The organism is Faecalibacterium prausnitzii (genome assembly GCF_003324185.1).
GTDB lineage: Bacteria > Bacillota > Clostridia > Oscillospirales > Ruminococcaceae > Faecalibacterium > Faecalibacterium prausnitzii.
Genome location: NZ_PXUP01000014.1, coordinates 63,458 through 87,867 on the forward strand (window position 1 = coordinate 63,458; position 24,410 = coordinate 87,867).

Consider the following 24,410-nt stretch of genomic DNA (forward strand, 5'->3'; position numbering starts at 1 on the left):
CCCGCAACGCAACAACTGCGACCGCCGCCAGCGGCGGAAACAGGGAGCAGTTGTTGGGGCAGCGGCCAGCAAGACGCGAGTGCCGCCCAAGGCACGAAGCGGATGCTGGGTGCCGCAACCCGTCGCCAAGGGCTGCTCGCCCTTGACAATCCTAAAACAGAAGTCGAAGCACAAAAAAGCTAGCGCTGCGCCAGTCGGCGCTATCGCTTTAACGCTTTTTTCGCTTCTCCATTTATAGCCCCTCAGTCGCTGCGCGACAGATTCCCCTTTTTGTCACCTGTGGTGACATCTTCCCCCGGCCGGGGGAAGTCGGCCCTCTCGGGGGAGCAAGCGCTCGCCCGCAGCGCCGCGCTTTCGCAGAAAGCGGTGCTGCAACTACCGTTTCCCGCCACGCCCCCTCCCGTGAAAAGGCAATTCTGGAAAATCCGCAGATTTTCCAGAATTACAAATTAAAAATCATTCTTCCGCTGTTTATGCGCAAAGCGAACGCGGCGCGCATTCCAAATCGTCATGCCCCATCAAAGCTGTCTCCATCGGCGGGCAGGGCGGCAGTCGGCGCGTCTGCGCTGCCGGTGTCCGCTGCCCGGGGGACGCCTTTGTATACCAGCGTCTGCTCCAGCACCTCGGCACAGACCGGTGCCGAGAGACTGCCGCCGGCGGTGGTCCAGCTGTGGGGCTCATCCAGACAGACCAGACACAAAAACTGCGGGTCATCGATGGGTGCCACCGCCACAAAGCTGGCGATACGGGCTTTCTCGTCGGTGCTGTCCAGCTTCTGGCTGGTGCCGCTTTTGCCGCCCACCCGGTAGCCCGCGATCTGTGCGTTGCGTCCGCCGCCGTACAGCACCACCGCCTCCATCATCTCCCGCATGGCGGCGGAGGTGGCGGGCTGGATCACCTGCCGCTTGCACACCGGGGCATTGTGCTGCAAAACGCTGCCGTCCGGCGCTAGGATGTCCGATACCAGATACGGCTGCATCAGACGCCCGACGTTTACCACCGCGCAGACGGCAGCAGCCATTTCCAGATAGGAAATTTTGCTGCTCTGCCCGAAGGCACAGGACGCCAGCTCTACCGGCCCCATGCGGTCGGCCGTGTAGTACAGGCTCTTTTTCGGCTCGGCGGGCAGGTCGATGCCGGTGGGCTCCCGTAGGCCGAAAGCGGCAAAATAATCGCAGAAAGCCTGCTTGCCCAGCCGCGCCCCGATCTGGATGAAGCTCTGATTGCAGGAGTTTTCCAGCGCCTGTGTCACGGTCTGGCTGCCGTGGCGTTTGTGGTTGGCGCAGTGGAACCGCGTGCCTGCCACCGAGATGGAGTCTCCGCAGTAAAAGGTGGAGTGCCGGGTGATGGCACCGGCATCCAGCGCCGCCGCGCAGGTGATGAGTTTGAACACACTGCCCGGCTCGTATAAGTCGCTTACCGCCTTGTTGCGCCACTGGGTCTGCTGCGCCAGCTGCAGGGCGGCGGCGCGCTCTTTACCGGAAAGGGCGTCCACGGCGGCGCGTGCGGCTTTGTCGGCGATCACCCGGGGCTGGTTGGGGTCGTAGGCCGGGGTGGTGGCCATGGCCAGCACTGCCCCGGTGTTCACCTCCATCACGATGCCCACGCTGCGGGCGGCTACATGATGCTCTTGCACCGCATAATTCAACGCATTTTCAAGGTAATGTTGAATATTTGCATCGATGGTCAGCCGCAGCCCGCTGCCCTCCACGGGCGTAAGTTCCGTCTCGTAGCTCTGCGCCAGCGTGTAGCCCCAAGCATTCACCGCAGTCAGCACCACCCCATTCTGCCCGGTAAGGGTGTCGTTATATTTCAGCTCCAGCCCGCTGACCCCGGCGTTGTCCACATTGGTAAACCCAAGCACCGAGGCCAGAAACTCCCCCTGCGGGTACCAGCGCTTGGAATCCTGATTGATGCGCACGCCGGTAATGCCGTTCGCCGCGCAGAAATCCCGCACGGCATCAGCAATTTCCCGCTCCACCCGGTAGCGCAGAAGGCAATCGTTGGAGCGCCGGTCGCTGAACTTTTCCAGCAGTTTTGCCTCGTCCAATTCCAGTATCTCCGCAAGCCCTTTGGCGGCGAGGGCAAGCTTTTCCTCCGGCATCTCCCGGGGGCTGGCGCGCAGGGTCCAGCAGCTGCTGTTGGCAGCAAGCAGCGCACCATCGGCGCTGTATATTTTGCCCCGGTCAGCGGGCACAACGGTGTCCCGCAGCTGCTGTCCTAGCGCCCGCTGGGTGTACCAGCCGCCGGTGCATAATTGCAGCCAGAACAGCCGCCCGATGAGCCCTGCAAAGCAGACGGCGCACAGCCCCACCGCAATGAGCCGCGCCCGCAGACGGAACGCCCGCTCCGGTAAAGTGCGCAGGGCGTCCGTGGGTTTTGAGCCGCGCATGGCAGCACCCCCTTTGCGGGCAGTTTATGCGCCCGGCAGCAGCGTGTATGACTAACCGCCCCTGCACCCGCGTACAATAACAGAAACGGAGGTGACCGGGATTGCACAGAACTGCTGCCCGCAAAGGGCTGCTGCGGCCGCTGCCGCCCATGGACCTGCCCTTTCTGGTGCTGGTGCTCACGCTGGTAGCCTTTGGGCTGGTGATGCTGTGCAGCGCCAGCAGCGCGGTGGCACTGTACCGGCGGCAGGACGCCTTTGCCTATGTGCGGCCGCAGCTGCTGTATGCCGCCATGGGTCTGGCGGCGATGTGGATGGCCAGCCGGGTGGACTACCACATCTATCACAAACTGGCGTGGCCGCTGCTGGCGCTCTCGCTGGTGCTGCTGACGGCGGTGCTGTTCATGCCGGAGTATAACGGCTGCAAGCGCTGGCTGGTGCTGCCGGGGCTGGGCACATTACAGCCCAGCGAGATCGCCAAATTTGCGGTGGTGCTGGTATTTGCCCATATCATCGCCCTGAACCACGACCGCATGGGCAGCTTTGCGGTGGGGGTAGTACCCTTTGCGCTGGTGCTGGGGGTGGTGGCAGTGCTCATGCTGCTGGAACCCCACCTTTCCGGCACGGTGCTGATCTTGAGTATCGGCGCGGTGCTCATGTTCGTGGGCGGCACCGGGCTGCGGTGGTTTTTGCTGGCGGGGGCGGGCGGCGCTGCCGCCATTGGCACGGCCATCGTGCTCATGCCGGAGCTGGTGCCCTACGCCGCCGACCGTCTTAATTCGTGGTTGGACCCCTTTGCCGACCCGCTGGGTGACGGCCACCAGACCATCCAAAGCCTGTACGCCATCGGCAGCGGCGGGGCGGCGGGGCTGGGACTGGGCAACAGCCGCCAGAAGCATCTGTTCGTGCCCGAGCCGCAGAACGATTTCATTTTTTCCATCCTCTGCGAGGAACTGGGCTTTCTGGGCGCGTGTGCGGTCATTCTGCTGTTCAGTGCGCTGCTGTGGCGGGGCATCACGCTGGCGGCGCACGCGCCGGACCGCTTCGGGGCACTGCTGGTGGTGGGTTTTGTGGTGCAGGTGGCGCTGCAGGCGGTGCTGAATATTGCGGTAGTTACTAACACCATCCCAAACACCGGCATCAGCCTGCCCTTTTTCTCCTCCGGCGGCACCAGCCTGATGATGCTTCTGGGCGAGATGGGCATCGTGCTCTCCGTCTCCCGGGGCGAAAGCTGATATAGACCGGCATTTCCAGCCGCAAAGGGGAAATATCGGTGCAGGAAAGCCGAAAAAAGCGGACAAATGACCGGACAAATCCCGCAGACAGCGGGAAAGCCGTTTCCGGTGCATTTCTTTGACCAAAGACCCTCGTTTTGCATACCATGGGGTATCTTTTGCAGAACGGGGGTCTTGGCATGGCTGGGGATTGGATCATTACGGGCGGACGGCCTTTGCAGGGCAGGGTGGAAGTGCCTGCGGCCAAAAACAGTGCGCTGCCGCTGCTGGCAGCTGCGCTGCTGTGCAGCGGGCCGGTGCGGCTGCAAAATGTGCCGCGCCTGACCGACGTGGAGGACTGTCTTGCCCTGCTGCGGGGCGTGGGCTGCACAGCAGGCTGGCAGGGCGCAGCGCTGGCGGTGCAGGGACAGCCCATGCGCACCGACCTTGCACCGGAGGCCGCAGGCCGGATGCGGGCGTCTATCCTGTTCTGCGCGCCGCTGCTGGCGCGGCTGGGGCGGGTGAGCACTGTGCTGCCCGGGGGCTGCCGCATCGGGGCAAGGCCCATCGATCTGCATTTGCAGGGGCTGGCGCAGATGGGGGTGCGGCAGCTGCCCGCAGCGCCCGGACAGCTTACGCTTTACGCCCCGGCGGGGCTGCGGGGCGCGGAGATCTGTCTAGCTTTCCCCAGCGTGGGCGCAACCGAGACGCTGCTGCTGGCCGCTGCCACAGCGCAGGGGCAGACCGTGCTGCATGGTGCCGCAAAGGAACCGGAGATCGTGGATCTTGCCGCCTTCCTCAACGCCTGCGGCGGCTGCGTGGAGGGTGCGGGCACCGACACCATCCGGGTGCAGGGAAAGCGCTGCCTTGCGGGCTGCACCTTTGCACCGATGGCAGACCGCATCATCGCCTCCACACTGGCCTGCGCAGTGGCAGCGGCGGGCGGCCGGGTGGAACTGGCGGGCTGCGCACCCGGGCTGTATGCGCCGCTGCTGGAAATTCTGGAACAAATGGGCTGCACCGTAGAGCGGGCACACGATGCTGCCGCCATTTCACGGTTCGGGGCGCTGCGCGGCGCGGGAAATGTGCACACCGCACCCTATCCTGGTCTTGCCACGGACGCCGCCCCGCTGCTGGCGGCGGTGATGCTCTGCGCACAGGGCGAAAGCAGCCTGCAGGACAGGGTGTTTGAAAACCGTTTTGCCTGTGCCGGGGGCTTTGCGGCGCTGGGGGCTAACGTCCGGGTGGCAGAGCGCACGTTGTATGTACAGCCTGCCGGGGCGCTGCACGGGGCAAAGCTGACCGCACCGGACCTGCGCGGCGGGGCGGCGCTGGTGGTTGCAGCGCTGGCTGCCCGGGGCAGCAGCCGCCTTGACGGGGTGGAGCTTGTCCGGCGCGGCTATGCGGAGTTTGACCGGCTTTTGGCGGGGCTGGGCGCACAGATTTGGCAGGAAATTCCCGCCCGGAGAGGGCTTGCGAAAAAAACACCCATGAAAAAGCAATTTTGTCTTGCAATCGGAGCAAAAAAATGATACGATACAGTTATATAAGTATCGTATGATAGTTTCTGTGCGGCTTTTGCGCAGTTCCACATAAAAATCCGATGGAGGACAAAGTTATGGCATTGATGCTCGATGAAGAACTGGACGAAAACGTTACGACGATCAAGGTGATCGGTGTGGGCGGCGGCGGCGGCAACGCTGTGAACCGCATGGTGAGCGATGGCCTGCAGGGCGTGGAGTTCATCGCAATGAATACTGACCAGCAGGCACTGGCTAAGAACCATGCCTCGGTCAAGGTGCAGTTGGGTTCCAAGCTGACCAAGGGTCGCGGTGCGGGTGCAGACCCGGAGATCGGCCAGCGCGCCGCTGAAGAAAGCAAGGACGAGATCGCCAATGCCCTCAAGGGCTCCCAGATGGTCTTTATCACTGCCGGTATGGGCGGCGGCACCGGCACCGGTGCGGCACCCGTTGTGGCCGAGGTGGCACACGATCTGGGCATCCTGACCGTTGGCATCGTTACCAAGCCCTTCTCCTTTGAGGGCAAGCGCAAGATGGGTCTGGCCGAGCAGGGCATTGCCAACCTGCTGATGCACGTTGACAGCCTGATCGTCATCCCCAACGAGCGCCTGAAGATGATCAGCCAGGAAAAGATCACCCTGATGAACGCCTTCCAGGCTGCCGACAACGTGCTGCGTCAGGGCGTTGAGTCCATCTCTGCCCTGATCAACGTGCCCGCCTTCATCAACCTGGACTTCGCCGACGTGCGCTCCATCATGAAGGATGCCGGCTACGCCCACATGGGCGTGGGCAGCGCCAAGGGTGCAGGCAAGGCCGAGAACGCCGCCAAGGCTGCTATCTCCAGCCCGCTGCTGGAGACCAGCATTGCCGGTGCGCACGGCGTTATCATCAACATCACTTCCAGCCCGGACATCGGTCTGGAGGATGTGGAGACCGCCGCAGGCCTCATCACCCAGAGCGCACATCCCGATGCAAACATCATCTGGGGTACTGCCTTTGATGAGAACCTGTCCGACGAGATGCGCGTGACCGTTGTGGCCACCGGCTTTGACAACAAGAGCGCCAGTGATCTGCGCAACAGCATCAACAACGCCATGGGCGGTGCACAGTCTGTGCCGTCTGCGGTGTTCAGCAGCGATACCGGCGCAAGCGCAGCCCCGGCATCCAATGCCGCCCCGGCTGCTGCTCCGGCTGAAAAGAAGGCCGTGGAAGAGGAAAGCAGCGACAACCGTTACTACGACGAGCTGCTGGCCATCCTGAACAAGCGGAAGTAATTACAGGCTACAATGGGGCTGGCAGCTGCGCCCATGCGGTCAGCGAAAGCCCCGTGCAAGGTGTGCATGGGAGGGCATCATGGTGCAGACAGAGCGGGAGACCGGTGCCCTGCGCGGACAATTTGCCCGGCAGGCCGCTGTACAGGCATCTGCCGCAGCACAGGCGGAAAGCGCCCGGGCACAGGCAGAGCAGCTGAGCCGCAAGCTGGCTGCGGCACGCGCCGAGGTGCGCCGGTATCAGACCCGGATGTTCGCCTTTGAGCGCACGCTGCTTGCCCTCAAGCATGATAATGCAGAGCTGGAAGCCGCCTGTGAGCAGGCGTGGGAGCAGCTGGAACAGGCCAATGCCCGGGCAGAAAAGGCCGAAGCCGCCTGCCGCAGAGCCGAGGCTGCTCTTGCCGCCATGCAGCAGACCGCCCCGGAAACACCTGCGCAGCCGGACACCGCCCCCGAGGCTGTGCCGCAGTGCGAGGCTACACCGGAACAGCCTGCACCGGAAACGGAAGAAAGCCTCTGCGCCCCGGAACAGGCACTGCCCCCGGAGCCTGCACAGCCTGCATGGCAGCCGGAGACCCGGCTGGAACAGATGGCTGCGGAGCTGATGGGATGGTTTGATGCCATGATGCCCCAAGAATGAATCTTAAAAGGACTGCTGCGTGTTTTGCGCAGCAGTCCTTTTTTCTTTCTGCGTGGAACGATTTAAAATGCGCTCCGCTTTGCTCTGCGCATCATCAGCGGAAATAAGGTTTATATTTCGCGGTTGCCGCGCTCTGCGGAGCGCGGCAACCGCATTTTCACAGGAAGGGCTGTAACGACAAACGGCTTGCTTTCGAACAACGGTTGCAAAGGGTACTGTAAAAATTGGATTGCATTTATACAACCGGGAATGAAAACGTTTGCGGAAAATACCGGAAAATGGCAGAAAATGCTGCGCTCAGTCTTGCATTTTGCTGTAAAATCCAGTAAAGTATAAGTGAATGCAATAAAGCGGATGCTATGGAAAACCTATTACATCCAGTCAGTGCGGACGGTGTGCCCGGAACAAAGCCGGGGCAGAAGGATGCACCGCAAAAGGAGAAACATGGCCATGAACGAGAAACCGAAGATTCTGATCGCGGATGATTCCGAGATCAACCGTGCCCTGCTCAAGGAGATACTGGGCGATGGCTATGACTATCTGGAGGCGGAGGATGGCGCAGCGGCAGTGGAACTGATGCGGCAGCGCACGGATATCTCCCTGCTGCTGCTGGACCTGATGATGCCGGGCATGGATGGCTTTGACGTGCTGCGGGTGATGAAGTATCACGCATGGCTGGACGAGATCCCGGTCATCGTCATCTCGGCGGCAGAGGATACCGCCAACATTGAGCGTGCCTATGATCTGGGTGTGGCAGACTATATCCGCCGCCCCTTCGAGCGGATCATGATTATACGCCGGGTGAAGAATATCCTCATGCTGTACGCCAAGCAAAAGCGGCTCACCCGCCTTGTCACCGATCAGGTGTACGAAAAAGAGCATAACAGTGTGCTGATGATCAGCATCCTGAGCCATGTGGTGGAGTTCCGCAACAGCGAAAGCGGGCTGCATGTCCTGCACATCCGCACCCTGACCGACCTGCTTTTGCATCAGCTGGTGCAAAAGACCGACCGTTATCAGCTGGATGAAAGCGATATCGCCCTCATCAGCACCGCTTCGGCGCTGCATGATATCGGCAAGATCGTCATCCCGGAGGAGATCCTGAACAAGCCCGGCCGCCTGACTGCCGAGGAGTTTGCCATTATCAAAAACCATACCGTGGCGGGCGCACAGATGCTGCAGGATCTGGGACAGGCGATTGCCCGGGACGAGCCGCTTTTGCAGGTGGCGCACGCCATCTGTCGCTGGCACCACGAGCGCTGGGACGGCAATGGCTACCCCGACCGGCTGAAAGGGGACGAGATTCCCATTGCGGCGCAGGTGGTGGCACTGGCAGACGTATACGACGCTTTGACCAGCGAGCGCTGCTATAAGCACGCCTACGACCACGACACCGCGCTGCGCATGATCCTGAACGGCGAGTGCGGCGCGTTCAACCCGCTGCTGCTGGGCTGCCTGCGAGAGTCCTCGGAGCAGCTGCGCACCGAGCTGGCCCGATCGGAGTGGGACCGGGGCTTTCGGCAGGAGACCCACCGCCTTTCCGAGGAGATTTTGCACCGGGAGGCGCTGCCCCGGGAAAACCACTCCCAGCTGCTGCTGGAACAGGAAAAGGAACGCACGGATTTCTACGCCGCCCAGTGCGGCGGCATCCGGTTCGACTACGACCTGCTGGCAGGCAGCGTGACCGTGTATGACTACCATGCCGAGCCCTTGCAGCAAAAAACGGTGACCGATTTTGCACAGGGCAGGGGACTTGGCTTTTTGAACGAGCAGGATCAGCGCAAGCTTTCCAAGGCCATCAGCCGCGCCACGCCGGAAGCACCGGACGTTGTGCTGCCGGTCATGGTGGAGCGGGACGGGAAGCCGCACCTGCACCGGATGGCGCTGCACACCATCTGGAGCGGTGCCGGGGTGCGCCGCTGCGTGAACGTGCTGGGGCAGCTCACCGATGAACAGCACCGCGTGGAGCATCAGGCCGAGCTGCTGACCACGACCGACCCGGAGGAGGACCCCGCCCATTTCCTGCGGCGGCTGCAGGGCATCTTTGATGTGGTGCGTCTGGTAGACCCGGAGCACCGCAAGGTGCTTGCGCTGGACAGCGACGGAATCCTGACCGAAAAGCCCGGCAACTGTCACATGGTATGGAACCGGGATACCCGGTGCGAAAACTGCATCTCGGCCAAAGCCTACGCCCGCAAGACCATTCTGAATAAGATCGAGTTCAAGGACGAGGAAGCTTATTTTGTCATTTCCAAGTATATCGAGGTAGGCGGCAGGGGCTGTATGCTGGAACTGGTCACCCGGCTGACGGATGGCCGCTGGCTGGATATGGGCGGCCACCGGCTGCTGCTGGACCGCTGCGACGGCATGGAACGCAGCGCCTTCGTAGACCCCCTGACCGGGGCCTACACCCGCCGCTATTTTGATAAGTTCCTTGCCGGGGGCGAGATGCACGGCGGTGTAGCCATGATCGATGTGAACCAGTTCAAGTCGGTCAACGACAGGTTTGGGCATCTGGTAGGGGACGAGGCGCTGCAAACCGTGGCCGCAGCCATGCAAAGCTGCCTGCGCCAGACCGATATTCTGATCCGCTACGGCGGCGATGAATTTTTGCTGCTGATGCCCCAGAACTGCCCTGACGGCGTAGAAAGCGTCATCCGGCGGGTGCAGAACGCTGTGCAGGCGGCACGGGTGCCCAGCCACCCGGAGCTCCGGCTTTCGGTAAGCATTGGCGGCGTGTGCAATGTGCAGCCCCTGACCGAGGCCATCCGGCAGGCCGATGCCCGGATGTACTGCAATAAAGAAAACGGTGAGCAGGTGCTATAACCGCAGCTGACAACAAAAAGAGACAGGCGACCCTTTCCGGGAAGCCTGTCTCCTCTTTTTATCAAAAGGATTTTTTATTTCCGCTGCCGGGCGGCGATCTGCGCGGCAGTGGGCGGGATATCGCCCTGCGCCGCTTTTTCCAGCTGGCTCAGGCGGCGATCCAGATCGGTGAGCCGCTGCGAGACGATGTCCGGCAGATCCTGCTGGTCCAGATCGTCGGCGGGGTTCACCGCCTTGTTGTTGATGCGCACCACCTCGGCGGGTACGCCCACGGCGGTGCAGTTGGCGGGCAGGTTGCGCAGCACCACGCTGCCCGCACCGATGCGGGCGTTATCCCCGATGAATACCGGGCCCAGCACCTTGGTGCCCGCGCCGATAAGCACGTTATTGCCCAAGGTGGGGTGGCGTTTGCCGGTATCTTTGCCGGTGCCGCCCAGCGTTACCCCGTGGTAGATGGTGCAGTTATCCCCGATCTCGCAGGTCTCGCCGAACACGATGCCCATGCCATGGTCGATGAACAGACACTTGCCGATGGTGGCACCCGGGTGGATCTCGATGCCGGTGCGGTGGCGGCCATGCTGGCTGACCCACCGTGCCAGAAAAAAGTGCTTGTGCTCGTACAGCCAATGCGCAATGCGGTGGTACACCAGAATATGGAATCCCGGGTACAGCAGCATTACCTCCAGCACGCTGCGTGCGGCGGGGTCCTTGCGCTGGATGTTCCGCGCGTCCTCAAGTAAACCCATGCGGAAAACCTCTCTTTCCCATAAACACCCGCCCACGCGGCGGGGCTCTCCCTTTTACCGTATTATAATAGCACAGCAGGAGACGAAAGTACAGTGCCGCGCTAGGGATTGTGGAACAAAATGGCATTTATTTTGCCGCATGGCCCGGGTTTTGGGTAGAGTATCCAAAATTCGGCGAGAGATACCAGAAACCTTTTAGCACCTGTTTTTGCGCGCAGCCATTGACATATTTTGCGGTTCTATGATAAAATAATACGAATGAAAACGCAACCATCATAAAAAGGAGAAACACCATGCTGTGCAGCGCCCAGAACCCGAAACTGAACAAGCAGTTCGCGTCCGGTTTTGCCGTGGCTTCGTTGTTTCCTTTTTTTGCGCAATGAGCTTTTCCCTTTGCGGGGAAAAGTTTTTTTTTGCCCGTTTTCGGGCGTTTGATACACAAAAATACCATTACAGGAGGGAATCGCGATGCTGCTGACAAACGCTGTGAACACCGAGGGACGGCCGCTCGAGATCTATGTAAAGGATGGCAAGATCGCTGCCGTAGGGCAGGATCTTTCCGCCCTTGCCGCCGAGAACGAGACGGTGGTGGATGCCGGTGGGTTGACGGTGCTGCCCGCATTTGTGGACCTGCACTGCCACTGGCGCACCCCGGGCTTTGAGTACAAGGAGGACATCGAGACCGGCAGCCGCGCCGCCGCCGCCGGTGGTTACACCTTTGTAAACCTGATGCCCAACACAAAGCCCGTCTGCTCTTCCGCCGCACAGGCCATGATGGTGGAGCAGAAAGCCGCCGAGGTGGGGCTGTGCGATGCAAACCAGACCGTCTCCATCACCGAGAACTTTGACGGTGTGAGCATCGACCACCTCAAGACCCTGCCCGCCAGCGTGAAGTTCATCACCGAGGACGGCCATGGCGTGCAGGATAACGCCACCATGGCGCGGGCTTTTGCCATCTGCACCCAGAAGGACATCACGGTCATGAGCCACGCCGAGGATATGGAGATCAGCCCGTGGGACTACCGTCTTGCCGAGGATATCGAGACGGTGCGCAACTGCTGGCTGAGCGAGTATTACCAGACCCGGCTGCACATGTGCCATGTGTCCACCCGGGGCGCGCTGGACGCCATCCGTATGGCAAAGCTGCGGGGCGCACCCGTCACCTGTGAGGTGACTCCCCACCACCTGTGGTTCACCAACGATACCTGCGACTACCGGGTCAACCCGCCCATTCGCACCGCCGATGACGTGGAGGCGCTGGTGGAGGGCATCCGCACCGGCATCGTGGACGCCATTGCCACCGACCATGCACCTCACTCTGAGGAAGATAAGCTGAAGGGCATGGCCGGTATGGTGGGCAGCGAGACCGCCTTCGGCGTGTGCTACACCAAGCTCTGCAAGCAGGAGGGTCTGCCGCTGGAGCTGCTGGTGCATCTGATGAGCACACGCCCCGCCGAGATCCTGGGTCTTGCCAAGGGTCAGCTGGAGCCGGGCTTCGATGCCGACTTTGTGCTGGTGGATCTGGACACCCCCTACACGGTGGAAAAGGAAAAGCTGCACTCCAAGAGCCACAACACCCCCTTTGACGGTGTACAGCTCTACGGCAAGGTGTTTGCCACCATCAAGGCCGGTAAGATCACCTATCAGGCCGAGGAGTAAAAAGAACGAAACCCTCTCAGGCAAAGCCTTACGGCAAGTGGCTTGGCTCTCCCTTTGGGAGAGCTGCCGAACGAAGTGAGGCTGAGAGGGCGAGGACGCTTACAAGATGCGATATAACGATACCTAATATAACAGAGAACAAATAGGAGGACACCCAAATGACGAACATGGACAAACTGTACGAAGCTGTGGAGGCTCGCGGCCCGGTGTGCGTGGGTCTGGACACCGATTTCAGCTACCTGCCCGCCGATTTTGTGGACAGCACCCTGACCAAGGGCGAGAACATCGTGCGCTTCAACAAAAAGCTCATTGATGCCACCAAGGCTGTGGCCGGCTGCTACAAGGTGCAGATCGCTTATTATGAGTCGCTGGGTCTGGAGGGCATGAAGGCCTACGCTGACACCCTGAAGGCTGTGCGCGAGGCCGGTGTGCCGGTGATCGCGGATATCAAGCGCGGCGATATCGCCAAGACCGCCGAGATGTACGCCATGGGTCACTTCACCGGCGATTTTGAGAGCGATTTCGTTACGCTGGCACCCTACATGGGTCTGGACTCCATCAGCCCCTATCTGCCCTACGCCGAAAAGCAGGGCAAGGGTATGTTCGTGCTCTGCCGCACCTCCAACGGCGGTGCCAAGGACTTTGAGTACGAGAAGCTGGCCGACGGCCGCCACGTCTACGATCTGGTGGGCGACAAGCTGAATGCGCTGGGCAAGGACTACATGGGCGAGCACGGCTACTCCTCCATCGGTCTGGTCATCGGCGGCACCCATATCGAGGAAGCCACCGAGATCCGCGCAAAGTATCAGGACAGCTTCTTCCTGATCCCCGGCTACGGCGCACAGGGCGGCAAGGCCGAGGATATCGCCCAGTACCTGACCAAGGGCAACGGCGGCGTGGTCAACTCCAGCCGCGGCATCCTGCTGGCTTACAAAAAGCAGCCGGGCGTTGCCTTTGACGAGGCCGCTTACAATGAGTGTGTGAACATGAAGGAGGCCATTGCTCATGCGTGCAGCCTGCTGTGAAGCCACCGTCCTGCGCAATGAGGTCATTGCCCCGGACATCCGCCTGCTGACCGTGGTGTGGCCGGACCGCGACCACGCCCCCCACGCAGGCCAGTTCTTCACCCTGCGCTCCTGGGGCGCAGACGAGGCCCCCTTCCTGTCCCGTCCCATCAGCGTGCACCGCTGGAACCCGGACAGCAGCACCATCGAGTTTTTGTATCAGGTGGTGGGCGAGGGCACCGAAAAGCTGGCACAGCTCAAGCAGCAGGATACCTTCCAGCTTACCGGCCCCATGGGCAACGGCTTTGATGTGCCGGACATCCTGAGCAAGTATAAAAAGATCGCCGTGGTGGGCGGCGGCATCGGCACCGCGCCCATGTTCCAGCTTACCCGCGAGCTGGCCGCTGCCGGGGCAAAGCCGGATGTGTTCTTTGGCTTCCGCGACACCCCCTACTGCATGGAGGAGTACCGCAGCATCGCAAACCTCGTCAAGGTGTCCACCGATACCGGTGCGGTGGGCTTCCACGGCTTTGTCACCCAGCTGTACGACCCCGCCGATTACGACGTGGTGCTGGTGTGCGGCCCCACCGTGATGATGAAGAACGCCGCCCGCCTGTGTGCGGAAAAAGGCACCCCCTGCTTTGTGAGCATGGAAAAGAAGATGGCCTGCGGCATTGGCGCCTGCCTTGGCTGCACCTGCGAGACCAAGGGCGGCGAGGGCAAGAGCGTGTGCAAGAACGGCCCTGTATTTGACGCAACGGAGGTGTTCTTCTGATGGCAGACCTGAAAACCAACCTGCTGGGCTTTGTGATGAACAGCCCGGTCATCGGCGCATCCGGCACTGTGGGCTACGGTGTGGAGTACGAGGAACTGGCCGATTTTGCTAAAATCGGCGGCATCTCCGGCAAGGGGCTTACCCTGCACGGCCAGTACGGCAACAAGGGCGAGCGCCTGTGGGAGACCCCCTCCGGCCTCATCAACAGCATCGGCCTGCAGAACCCCGGCGTGCAGCACTTTATTGACGTGGAGCTGCCCGAGATGCTGGAACTGAAGCAGAAGTACGGCACGGTGGCCATTGCAAACCTTGGCGGCCACAGCGAGGAAGAGTATGTGGAAGGCGCTGCGATGCTGAGCGAAAGCGCAGTGGACATCGTGGAGCTGAACATCTCCTGCCCCAACGTCAAGGTGGGCGGCATGGCCTACGGTGTGAAAGCCGAAGCTGCCGGTGAGGTGGTGCGCATGGTGCGCGCTGCCTGCAAAAAGCCCCTGATGGTCAAGCTGAGCCCGCAGGCCGAGAACATCCCCGAGATGTGCAAGGCTGTGGAGGCCGCCGGTGCGGACGCCATCAGCCTGACCAACACCTTCCAGGCCTGCGCCATTGATCTGGAAAAGCGCCGCCCGGTGTTCAACAACATTTTTGCCGGTCTGTCCGGCCCGGCGGTGCGCCCCATCGCCCTGCGCATGGTATGGCAGGCCGTGGGTGCCGTGAACATCCCGGTGGTGGGTCTGGGCGGCATTGCCACCGGCCGTGATGCACTGGAGTTCATCATGGCAGGTGCCACCGCAGTGCAGGTGGGCGCCGCAAACTTTGCAAACCCCCGCGCGATGGAGACCATTGCCAACGAGATGGCAGCATGGATGGACAAGAACGGTGTGAAAACGCTGGACGAGATCCGCGGCTGCGCCCGTCATGCAGAATAAAAATGGATATATCCATAAAATATCTACAATTATGCGCATAAAATAAAACTTGGCGCATAAATTTGCAAATAGTGTAAAAGCGTGGTACAATACCACCCAAAGGAATATACACCACTGAAAAGAGAGGGAGAAGTACAATGAGTGAAGCACTTGAAATTCTGAAGAGCTGTGACGCATTTCTGGAGGGTCACTTCCTGCTGTCCTCCGGCCGGCACTCCGGCGCATACTGCCAGATGGCTTATCTGCAGCAGTACCCGGACCGCTGCGCCGAGGTGATGAAGGCTGTGGCTGACAAGGTCAAGGAGATGGATGTGGACGTCATCGTCGGCCCTGCCATGGGCGGCATCGTGTACGCCTACGAGCTGGCCCGCCAGACCGGCAAGCGCGCCATCTTTACCGAGCGCGTGGACAACGTGATGTGCCTGAAGCGCTTTGCCATCCACCCGGGTGAAAAGTGCATCATCGCCGAGGACGTGGTGACCACCGGCATCTCCTCTCTGGAGACCAAGCGCGTCATCGAAGAGGCCGGCGGCATCTGCCTTGGCATCACCTGTGTGGTGGACCGCACCAAGCCCGAGGCTCCGTCTCCCATCCCCATTCTGGCCAGCGCCCTGAAGCTGGACCTGCCCAACTATACCCCGGAGGAGTGCCCCATCTGCAAGGAGGGCAAGCTGCCGCTGGTGCATCTGGGCAGCCGCAAGATGAAGCAGGAAGCAAAGCAGACCCTGTAAACTGAAAGCTTTTGTTGAAACGAGGAAAACTATGAACGCATATCTTCTTTTGGCAAACGGCATGGTCTTTGCCGGACAGTCCGTGGGCGCGCAGGGCGTGACCGTGGGCGAGGTGGTGTTCTCCACCGGCATGGTGGGCTTTCAGGAGACCCTGACCGACCCCAGCTACTACGGCCAGATCATCACCCAGACCTATCCCCTCATCGGCAACTACGGCATGAACCACGATGATATGGAGTCCGACCGCATCTGGGCAAAGGGCTACATCGTGCGCGAAGCCTGTACCACCCCCTCCAACTGGCGCTGTGAGGAGACGCTGGACAGCTTTTTGAAAAAGAACAATACCATCGGCATCGAGGGCATCGACACCCGCCACCTGACCCGCATCATCCGGGAGAGCGGCGTGATGAACGGCGCCATCCTGACCACCTTTGACCCCGCCGACCCGGCCAATAAGGCCGAGACCGAGGCACTGCTGGCCGAGATCCGCGCCTACGCCGTGACCGATGCTGTAAAGAACGTGACCTGCGCCGCACCCGAGGTGTTCAACCCGGAAGGCGAGACCCATATCGTGCTGATGCACTACGGCTGCAAGCGCAACATCGTGCGCTGCCTTGTCAAGCGCGGCTGCAAGGTGACCGTGATGCCCGCCTTTGCAACGGCAGACCAGATCAAGGCCCTTGCCCCGGACGGCATCATGCTGTCCAATGGCCCCGGCGACCCCGCCGAGCCGGTGGAGGTCATCGAGAACCTCAAGCACATCTTTGAGTTGAACATCCCCACCTTCGGCATCTGTCTGGGTCACCAGCTGTCCGCACTGGCAGCCGGTGCCAAGACCATGAAGCTGAAGTACGGCCACCGCGGTGCCAACCAGCCTGTGACCGACTTTGAGTCCGGCCGCACCTTTATCACCAGCCAGAACCACGGCTATGCGGTCGTGGGCGAGGAGCTGCCCGCCGAGATGGGCGAGGTGGCACAGGTGAACGCCAACGACGGCACCTGCGAGGGCATCAAGTACAAAAAGTGGAACTGCTTTACCGTGCAGTTCCACCCGGAAGCAAACGGCGGCCCCAAGGACACCGAATTCCTGTTCGACCGCTTCCTGAACAACGTCAAAGCAGCAAAGGAGGCACGCTGAAATGCCGAAGGACCCCAGAATCAAAAAAGTGCTGGTCATTGGCTCCGGCCCTATCATCATTGGTCAGGCTGCGGAGTTTGACTACTCCGGCACGCAGGCCTGCCGCGCCCTGAAAGCAGAGGGCATCGAGACCGTTCTGCTGAACTCCAACCCCGCTACCATCATGACCGACCCGGACGTGGCCGACCATGTGTATATCGAGCCCATGACGCTGGAAGTCGTGGAGCGCATTCTGGACATTGAAAAGCCGGACTCCGTGCTGCCCAACCTCGGCGGTCAGATGGGTCTGAACCTGTCCATGGAGCTGGCACGCTCCGGTTATCTGGACCGCACCGGCATCCGTCTGCTGGCCTGCAATCCCGAGACCATCGACCGTGCCGAGGACCGCGAGCTGTTCAAGGAGACCATGGAAAAGCTGCACCAGCCCATCATCCCCTCTGAGGTGGTGGAGAACCTGCAGGACGCACTGGACTGCGCCGACCGCATTGGCTACCCGGTCATCGTGCGTCCGGCCTTTACCATGGGCGGTACCGGCGGCGGCATCTGCGAGACCCGCGAAAAGCTGATCGAGATCGGCACCAACGGCCTGCGCCTTTCTCCCATCCATCAGATTTTGGTGGAAAAGTGCATCGCCGGCTGGAAAGAGATCGAGTACGAGGTGATGCGCGACCACAAGGGCAACGTGATCACCGTATGTAACATGGAAAACCTCGACCCCGTGGGTATCCACACCGGTGACTCGGTGGTCGTGGCTCCCTCCCAGACCCTGACCGACCACGAGTACCAGATGCTGCGTACTGCCGCACTGGATATCATCACCGAGCTGGGCATCGAGGGCGGCTGCAACTGCCAGTTCGCTCTGAAGCCGGACAGCTTCGACTACGCGGTCATCGAGGTCAACCCCCGTGTGTCCCGCTCCTCTGCGCTGGCTTCCAAGGCTACCGGCTACCCCATTGCCAAGGTGGCTACCAAGATCGCCATCGGCTACACGCTGGACGAGATCACCAACGACGTTACCGGCAAGACCTGCGCCTGCTTCGAGCCTGCGCTGGACTACATCGTGGTCAAGTACCCGAAGTGGCCGTTTGATAAGTTCGTCTACGCCGACAAGTCTCTGGGCACCCAGATGATGGCTACCGGCGAGGTGATGAGCATCGGCAACAGCTTTGAAGCCGCCATGATGAAGGCTGTTTCCTCCATTGAGCTGGGCATGGACACCCTGACCCACAAGCCCTTTGAGGAGCTGACCGACGAGGAAGTGGTGGAGCATATGCACGTTCAGGACGCCGAGCGCGTGTTCTGCGTGTACGAAGCACTGAAGCGCGGCATCGACCACAAGGTCATCTACGATATCACCAAGATCGACTGGTGGTTCCTGGACAAGATGCAGCATCTGGCAGATCTGGAAAAGGGTCTGGCACAGTGCAACGGCCAGCTGTCTTTGGAGCAGTACAAGACTGCCAAGAAGTACGGCTTCCAGGATAAGACCATCCGCCGTCTGGCAAAGGTGGACACCCTGCCCGTGGAGAACTACCGCGCCGGCTTCAAGATGGTGGATACCTGCGCTGCCGAGTTCTCTGCAAATACCCCCTACTTCTACTCCACCTACGATGGCGACAACGAGGCCGCAGGCTTCATCGCTGAGAAGGAAGCCGAGACTGCTGCCAAGGGTGAGCCTAAAAAGAAGAAGGTTCTGGTCTTTGGCTCCGGCCCCATCCGTATCGGTCAGGGCATCGAGTTCGACTACTGCTCGGTGCACTGCGTATGGACGCTGAAAAAGAACGGCTGCGAAGCCATTCTGGTCAACAACAACCCCGAGACCGTCTCCACCGACTTTGATACCGGCGACCGTCTGTACTTCGACCCGCTGAACCCGGAGAGCGTGGACAACATCATCGCCACCGAAAAGCCGGATGCCTGCGTGGTGCAGTTCGGCGGACAGACCGCCATCAAGCTGGCCAAGCACATGGACGAGATCGGTCTGCCCATTCTGGGCACCCCGGCGGACGCCATCGACGAGGCCGAGGACCGTGAGCGCTTTGACGAGCTGCTGGAGCGCTGCAACATCCCCCGCGCTCCGGGCCGTACCGTGTTCAATCTGGACGAGGCTCTGGCCGCTGCCGAGGAGATCGGTCTGCCGGTGCTGATGCGCCCCTCCTATGTGCTGGGCGGTCAGAACATGATCGTGGCCTACAACAACGCGGACATCATCGAGTACATGGGCGTTATCACCGAGCACGTTGACATGGATCACCCGGTGCTGCTGGATAAGTACATCATGGGTACCGAGTGCGAGGTGGACGCCATCTGCGACGGCGAAAACTTCCTGATCCCCGGCATCATGGAGCAGGTGGAGCGCACCGGCGTGCACTCCGGCGACTCCATCTGTGTCTACCCGGCACAGCACCTGACGCAGGACGAGATCGACACCATGGTGGACTATACTGGCCGCTTTGCCCGCGAGCTGCACGTCACCGGTCTGGTCAATGTGCAGTATGCCGTCTCCCATGGCCGTGTGTACGTCATCGAGGTGAACCCCCGCTCCTCCCGTACCGTGCCTTACATCTCCAAGGTCACCGGTGTGCCCATGGTGGATATGGCCGTGCGCTGCTGCTTGGGCGAGAAGCTGACGGATATGGGCTACGGCACTGGTCTGCACCCCAACGCCCCCTATGTGGCGGTAAAGGTACCCGTGTTCAGTTTTGAAAAGCTGCACGCCGTGGATACCCAGTTCGGCCCCGAGATGAAGTCCACCGGCGAGGTGCTGGGTATTGCGCCCAACTACCACGATGCCCTGCTCAAGGGTCTGATCGGTGCAGGCTATACCTTCAAGACCCCCGGCCCGGGCAGCTGCTGCATCTTCACCGTGAAGGACAGCGATAAGCCCGAGTTCGTGGATATTGCATGGAAGCTGAAGGATATGGGCTATAAGCTCTACGGTACCTCCGGCACCTGTGCATGGCTCAACAAGCACATGGTCCCCTGCAACGAGGTGCGCAACATCTCCGGCGAGGCACCCAACATCGTAGATCTGCTGCAGAGCGGTCTGGTGGACTATGTGTTCTCCACCAGCGCCAAGGGCCGTGACCCCCGGCGCGATTCCGTCCGCCTGCGCCGCAAGGCCGTGGAGCTGAGCATCCCCTGCATCACCGCAGTGGATACCGCCGCTTCTCTGGTGGACTGCCTGCGCAGCGAGCACAGCCTGGCAAACATCCCGCTGGTGGATATCGCCACTCTGTACCGCGGCAAATAAGCCCTGAGACCCGCATAAAATAGCCCTTTACAGCGCCTGCCGAAACGGTGGGCGCTGTATTTGTGCGGGGTGCACGGAACTGAATACGGTTCGTGTGCAATAAACTGCATTTCGTGCGCAATCCATCGAAAACAGTGCGATAAATATGTTATACTCAACAACGCAAAATTTGCCAAAAGACGTTACTTTTGGACATTCCAGGAGGATATCGATACATGACCCGTTCCCAGATGATCGAAACCGTGGCACGCAAGACCGGCTTTACCGAAGCTCAGGTCGAGACCACGATGGATGCAATGTTTGACCAGATCGCGGACTGCCTGCGCGCTGACGAAAAGGTGACCATCGCCGGCTTTGGCCGCTTTGAGATGCGTCCCCGCAAGCCGAAGGCTTACACCAACCCCAAGACCAAGGTCTCCAGCCAGCTGGAGTCCACCTCCATCCCCGGCTTCAAGGCCAGCGGCCGCTTCAAGCAGAAGCTGGAAGCCGGCAAGAAGAGCGTGGAAGAGACCGCCTGATCCTGCACACTGAGAACCGTACCCGTGACCCCGGGTGCGGTTCTTTTTGTTTCTCTGCTGACAAGCGCGGCATTTCATGCTATACTTGTTGCAACGAGAAAAACGCCACAAAGAACGGAGTTGTCCAAATGCTTTACAGCGAGTTGCAGTGCAGCGAAGCCATCCACAAGGCCGTGGAACGCATGGGCTTTGCCGAAATGACCGAGATTCAGGAAAAGACCATCCCCCTCATGCTGGCCGGGCATGATGTCATCGCCAAGGCACCCACCGGCACCGGTAAGACCTGTGCCTTCGGCATCCCGGTGGTGGAGCATATCCAGCCGGAAAATAAATACCCGCAGGCCGTTATTATGGCACCCACCCGGGAACTTGCCCAGCAGATCGCCGAGGAGCTGACCAACCTCACCTACTTTATGCCCGAGGTGCAGGTGGCCTGTGTGTACGGCGGCGCCAATATGGAAAAGCAGGCAAAGCGTCTGGCCGAGGGCTGCCAGATCGTGGTAGCTACCCCGGGACGGCTGATGGATCACTATAAACACCACAGCATTGATATCTCCCATGTGACCCAGATCGTGCTGGACGAGGCCGACGAGATGCTAAACATGGGCTTTTATAAGGATGTGCGCCACATCATCGAGATGATGAAGGCACGCAAGGCGCTGTCCATGTTCTCCGCCACCATCAGCCGCGAGGTGATGGATATCGGCTGGCTGTACCAGCACAACGCCGAGGAGATCACCGTGCAGCCCCGGGAGGAGAGCCAGCCCAAGATCACCCAGTATATGCTGGAGACCTCCGGCCGCAACAAGCTGTCGGATCTGGCACAGATCATCATCGGCGAGGGATACAAGCGGGTGATGGTGTTCTGCGATACCAAGTTCAACACCGCCACGCTGGCAAATCAGCTGGCACGGCTGGGCTTCTCGGTGGACTGCCTGCACGGCGACCTCTCCCAGAAGGAGCGCAACCAGATCATGCAGGCCTTCCGGGACGGCAAGCTGGCCATTCTGGTGGCTACGGATGTGGCTGCCCGCGGTATTGACGTCTCGGATGTGGATGCTGTCATCAACTATGATGTGCCCAGCGAGAACGAGCACTACACCCACCGCATCGGCCGCACCGGCCGCGCCAAAAAGGAGGGCGTAAGCTACCTGTTCTATGTGCCGGAGGAAAAGAAGCGTGTGCAGGAGTTGCTGCGCCTGACCCGCAACACCGACCTGTGCACCCCGGTGCACTTTGACTTCAACCACGAGCATATCGTGGTGGAGAAAAAGCAGGACAACGCCGACCGTTTCCAGATCAAGTGCTATTTTTAAAGGAAGGAGCTGCTGTACGACCTTGTGCGGCGGCTCTTTTTGCAAAAAGGCTTGACCTTCCCCTTTGTGGAAGGTGTAGAATACTCCCGTAAGGAGGGGGTCGTGACCCATGAAGATCAACGAAGTGGAAGCCGCCGTCGGCGTGACCAAAAAGAACATCCGTTTTTACGAGGAAGAGGGGCTTATCAGCCCCAGCCGGGAGCCGGGCAACGGCTACCGCAGTTACTCGCAGGCGGATGTGGAGCGCCTGCGCCGCATCAAGCTGCTGCGTAAGCTGGACGTGCCGCTGGCAGAGATCCGGGAGATGCTGGAAGGGCAGCGCACGCTGGCCGAGGGCATGAGCCAGCAGCTGGAACGTCTGCGCAGCCGCCGCGCCGACTTGGAAGAAGCAATCGGTTTTTGCACGCTGCTCCAACAGGAGAACGGCCCTCTGGAACAACTGGATGTGGAGCAGACGCTGGCGCGTCTGACCGCACGGGAAGAACAGGGAGTGACTTTTGTGAACATTGAACGTACCGACCAAAAGACCCGCCGCATCCGGGGTGCCTGCATCGGTGCCGCCCTTTTTGTGACCATGATGGCTTTTGTAATGGCGATCATGGGCTGGGCAATCTATACCGATCCGCAGGATGCCCCGCCGCTGCCGCTGCTGGTGGTGATGTTCGGCATCCCGGCGGGCTGCATCGTAGGCACCCTGAAGGTGCTGCTGGATCGGATCGAAGAGATCGGAAAGGGAGAAGAAGATGCTTATCGTAACTATTAACGAGATCCCGGGCAAAAAGCTGGAAGCGCTGGGTGTGGTGCGGGGCAGCACGGTGCAGAGCCGCAACCTCGGCCACGACATGATGGCCGGTTTCCGCACCCTTGTGGGCGGCGAAGTGACTGACTATGCCGAGATGCTTACCGAAGCCCGGCAGATCGCCACCGGGCGCATGGTCAAGGACGCGGAAAGCCTTGGCGCGGATGCCATTGTGGGAATGCGGTACGCCTCCGCCAGCGTCATGCAGGGCGCGGCAGAGGTGATCGCTTACGGAACGGCGGTGAAGTTCGTATGACAGCAAAAGAAAAACAGGGCTTCGGCCTGTACTTCCTGTTCGCCTTCGGCATGGCGTGGCTGTGTCAGGTCGGCGGCTGCATGGCGCTTTTGCAGCAGAATAATGCCGTGCTGTATCAGCTGGCGCTCATCGTTACCATGTTCTGCCCGCTGCTGGCGGTACTGCTGGTGCAAAAGGCATTTCTGCGCCAGCCCACCGGCATCGGCTGGAAGGTGCAGGGCAAGCGGCGGTTCTGGCTGGCGGCATGGTTCGGCCCGGCGGTGCTCACTCTGCTGGGTGCGGTGCTGTATTTTGCCGTGTTCCCCTCCCGGCTGGACTTTTCCGGCAGCTGGCTGGTAGCCGCCTACGGCGGTGAGATGGACGCCCAGACTCTGCGCAGTCAGCTGGGGGTCTCCACCCTCAGTTATCTGCTGCAAAACGGGCTGTTTGCGGTGCTCCTTGCCCCAGCCATCAATATGTTCCCCGCACTGGGCGAGGAGGTCGGCTGGCGCGGCTATATGATGCCCCGCCTGAAGGAGCGGTTCGGTCTGCTGAATGGCCGTCTGCTGGGTGGCGTTGTGTGGGGCGTCTGGCATTGGCCGCTGATGCTGCTGGTGGGCTACGAATACGGTACCAATTACTTGGGCGCACCCCTGCTGGGTCTGGTGGTGTGGTGCGTGGTCTGCTTTGCCCTGAACACCCTGTTGGATATCCTCTACGAGAAAACGGAGTGCATTTGGGTGCCCGCCATTGCGCATGGAGCGTTCAATGCCATTGCAGCGCTGCCGCAGGTGCTGGTTACCCCGGCGGATGCTTATTATAATGTACTGGGTCCCATGCCCATTGGCTTGATCGCAGCGCTGCCGATGCTGGCGGCAGCGGTCTGGCTGACCCTGCGGGAGATGAAGCAGGAAGAAAAGAACTGAATCCTAAGGCAACAGCCGCTGCACTTTTTGTGCGGCGGCTGTTTTTGCGCAGAAATGGTGAAAGAAAGCTCAAAACAAACCCTGAAACTGAGCGAAAAACTGGATGATGTATACAAAGTGCAAAAAAAGGCGAAAAAAATGTAAAAAAGGCTTGCAAAAGTGGTTGCGGTATGGTACTATATGTGAGCGCCAAGCGCTGAGACAAAAGAATGACTTCTGAAGCCTCAGCAGGAAGCCCTTGAAAAGAACCAATAGACGCTGAAAAGTTCCGGCTGATACCGAGAAACCTGAAGCGCTCCAAGTTCAGAAAACTTCAAAAGCTTCTCAAAAAAGTGCTTGACAAAAAACCGCTTCTGTGGTAAAATAATCAAGTCGTCAGCCGCAAGGCTGCGGCGCACAGGACCTTGAAAATTGAACAATATCGAAAGAACTTGTAACGGAACCTATTTTCGTGTTGGAAAAACACGGTAAACAATTCCAAACAAAGTAATTCACACAGGACGCAAGCGATTGCGTCCTGAGCG

General features: G+C 60.4%; 20 protein-coding genes. 17 read left to right on the forward strand and 3 right to left on the reverse strand.

What is annotated here, in order from left to right; all coding sequences use genetic code 11:
- Positions 1 to 508: 508 nt before the first annotated feature.
- On the reverse strand, positions 509 to 2,392 hold the full coding sequence (locus C7J97_RS10510; protein WP_113992956.1) for a peptidoglycan D,D-transpeptidase FtsI family protein: 1,884 nt from the start codon (positions 2,390 to 2,392) through the stop codon (positions 509 to 511).
- A 149-nt stretch (positions 2,393 to 2,541) separates the two neighbouring features.
- On the opposite strand from C7J97_RS10510, the gene C7J97_RS10515 reads away from it, so the two are divergent.
- The 5 genes from C7J97_RS10515 to C7J97_RS10535 all read left to right on the forward strand — a co-directional run bounded on the left by C7J97_RS10515 (position 2,542) and on the right by C7J97_RS10535 (position 9,860).
- Positions 2,542 to 3,624 (forward strand): FtsW/RodA/SpoVE family cell cycle protein, encoded by a 1,083-nt coding sequence (locus C7J97_RS10515; protein WP_113992999.1) that lies wholly within the window; start codon positions 2,542 to 2,544, stop codon positions 3,622 to 3,624.
- A 179-nt stretch (positions 3,625 to 3,803) separates the two neighbouring features.
- Positions 3,804 to 5,135, forward strand: coding sequence for a UDP-N-acetylglucosamine 1-carboxyvinyltransferase (locus tag C7J97_RS10520; protein ID WP_113992955.1), 1,332 nt, complete (start codon positions 3,804 to 3,806; stop codon positions 5,133 to 5,135).
- 86 nt (positions 5,136 to 5,221) lie between these two features.
- Positions 5,222 to 6,397 carry a cell division protein FtsZ gene (ftsZ, locus tag C7J97_RS10525; RefSeq protein ID WP_015537539.1) on the forward strand — a complete coding sequence of 392 codons (1,176 nt, stop codon included), beginning with the start codon at positions 5,222 to 5,224 and terminating at the stop codon, positions 6,395 to 6,397.
- Between the two features lie 79 nt (positions 6,398 to 6,476).
- The gene (locus C7J97_RS10530; RefSeq protein ID WP_113992954.1) at positions 6,477 to 7,034 is read left to right on the forward strand and encodes a hypothetical protein; all 558 of its coding nucleotides are present in this window, start codon (positions 6,477 to 6,479) and stop codon (positions 7,032 to 7,034) included.
- A 450-nt stretch (positions 7,035 to 7,484) separates the two neighbouring features.
- Entirely contained in the window at positions 7,485 to 9,860 is a 2,376-nt protein-coding gene (locus tag C7J97_RS10535) for a diguanylate cyclase domain-containing protein (RefSeq protein ID WP_113992953.1), read from the forward strand.
- 74 nt (positions 9,861 to 9,934) lie between these two features.
- On the opposite strand, the gene epsC is transcribed toward C7J97_RS10535, so the two are convergent.
- Together epsC and C7J97_RS14870 are read right to left on the reverse strand one after the other, a co-directional pair.
- Positions 9,935 to 10,606, reverse strand: a complete 672-nt coding sequence (gene epsC / locus C7J97_RS10540; protein WP_097779311.1) for a serine O-acetyltransferase EpsC — start codon at positions 10,604 to 10,606, stop codon at positions 9,935 to 9,937.
- Between the two features lie 127 nt (positions 10,607 to 10,733).
- On the reverse strand, positions 10,734 to 11,048 hold the full coding sequence (locus C7J97_RS14870) for a hypothetical protein (protein ID WP_207657569.1): 315 nt from the start codon (positions 11,046 to 11,048) through the stop codon (positions 10,734 to 10,736).
- A gap of 26 nt (positions 11,049 to 11,074) precedes the next feature.
- On the opposite strand from C7J97_RS14870, the gene C7J97_RS10545 reads away from it, so the two are divergent.
- From C7J97_RS10545 to C7J97_RS10600, 12 genes are all read left to right on the forward strand, one after another.
- Positions 11,075 to 12,265, forward strand: a complete 1,191-nt coding sequence (locus C7J97_RS10545; protein ID WP_113992952.1) for a dihydroorotase — start codon at positions 11,075 to 11,077, stop codon at positions 12,263 to 12,265.
- Between the two features lie 158 nt (positions 12,266 to 12,423).
- Positions 12,424 to 13,290, forward strand: a complete 867-nt coding sequence (gene pyrF, locus C7J97_RS10550; RefSeq protein ID WP_112121412.1) for an orotidine-5'-phosphate decarboxylase — start codon at positions 12,424 to 12,426, stop codon at positions 13,288 to 13,290.
- Positions 13,271 to 14,044: a dihydroorotate dehydrogenase electron transfer subunit gene (locus C7J97_RS10555; protein ID WP_005920461.1), complete on the forward strand. Its 774-nt coding sequence runs from the start codon at positions 13,271 to 13,273 to the stop codon at positions 14,042 to 14,044. The genes pyrF and C7J97_RS10555 overlap by 20 nt, the downstream gene beginning before the upstream one ends.
- Positions 14,044 to 14,970: a dihydroorotate dehydrogenase gene (locus C7J97_RS10560; RefSeq protein WP_005920459.1), complete on the forward strand. Its 927-nt coding sequence runs from the start codon at positions 14,044 to 14,046 to the stop codon at positions 14,968 to 14,970. Before C7J97_RS10555 ends, C7J97_RS10560 begins: the two co-directional genes overlap by 1 nt.
- Before the next feature lie 137 nt (positions 14,971 to 15,107).
- Positions 15,108 to 15,701 (forward strand): orotate phosphoribosyltransferase, encoded by a 594-nt coding sequence (pyrE, locus tag C7J97_RS10565; protein WP_005920457.1) that lies wholly within the window; start codon positions 15,108 to 15,110, stop codon positions 15,699 to 15,701.
- 31 nt (positions 15,702 to 15,732) lie between these two features.
- Entirely contained in the window at positions 15,733 to 16,839 is a 1,107-nt protein-coding gene (locus C7J97_RS10570; protein WP_113992951.1) for a carbamoyl phosphate synthase small subunit, read from the forward strand.
- Position 16,840: 1 nt separating this feature from the next.
- A complete protein-coding gene (carB, locus tag C7J97_RS10575) occupies positions 16,841 to 20,092 on the forward strand; it encodes a carbamoyl-phosphate synthase large subunit (protein ID WP_113992950.1) in 3,252 nt (1,083 codons plus the stop codon).
- A gap of 215 nt (positions 20,093 to 20,307) precedes the next feature.
- On the forward strand, positions 20,308 to 20,610 hold the full coding sequence (locus C7J97_RS10580) for an HU family DNA-binding protein (protein WP_005920451.1): 303 nt from the start codon (positions 20,308 to 20,310) through the stop codon (positions 20,608 to 20,610).
- A gap of 128 nt (positions 20,611 to 20,738) precedes the next feature.
- Entirely contained in the window at positions 20,739 to 21,926 is a 1,188-nt protein-coding gene (locus tag C7J97_RS10585) for a DEAD/DEAH box helicase (RefSeq protein ID WP_015537546.1), read from the forward strand.
- Positions 21,927 to 22,035: 109 nt separating this feature from the next.
- Positions 22,036 to 22,689, forward strand: coding sequence for a MerR family transcriptional regulator (locus C7J97_RS10590; RefSeq protein WP_005920447.1), 654 nt, complete (start codon positions 22,036 to 22,038; stop codon positions 22,687 to 22,689).
- On the forward strand, positions 22,670 to 22,981 hold the full coding sequence (locus tag C7J97_RS10595; protein WP_113620855.1) for a heavy metal-binding domain-containing protein: 312 nt from the start codon (positions 22,670 to 22,672) through the stop codon (positions 22,979 to 22,981). The genes C7J97_RS10590 and C7J97_RS10595 overlap by 20 nt, the downstream gene beginning before the upstream one ends.
- A complete protein-coding gene (locus C7J97_RS10600; RefSeq protein WP_113992949.1) occupies positions 22,978 to 23,886 on the forward strand; it encodes a CPBP family intramembrane glutamic endopeptidase in 909 nt (302 codons plus the stop codon). The genes C7J97_RS10595 and C7J97_RS10600 overlap by 4 nt, the downstream gene beginning before the upstream one ends.
- The last annotated feature ends 524 nt before the right edge of the window (positions 23,887 to 24,410 follow it).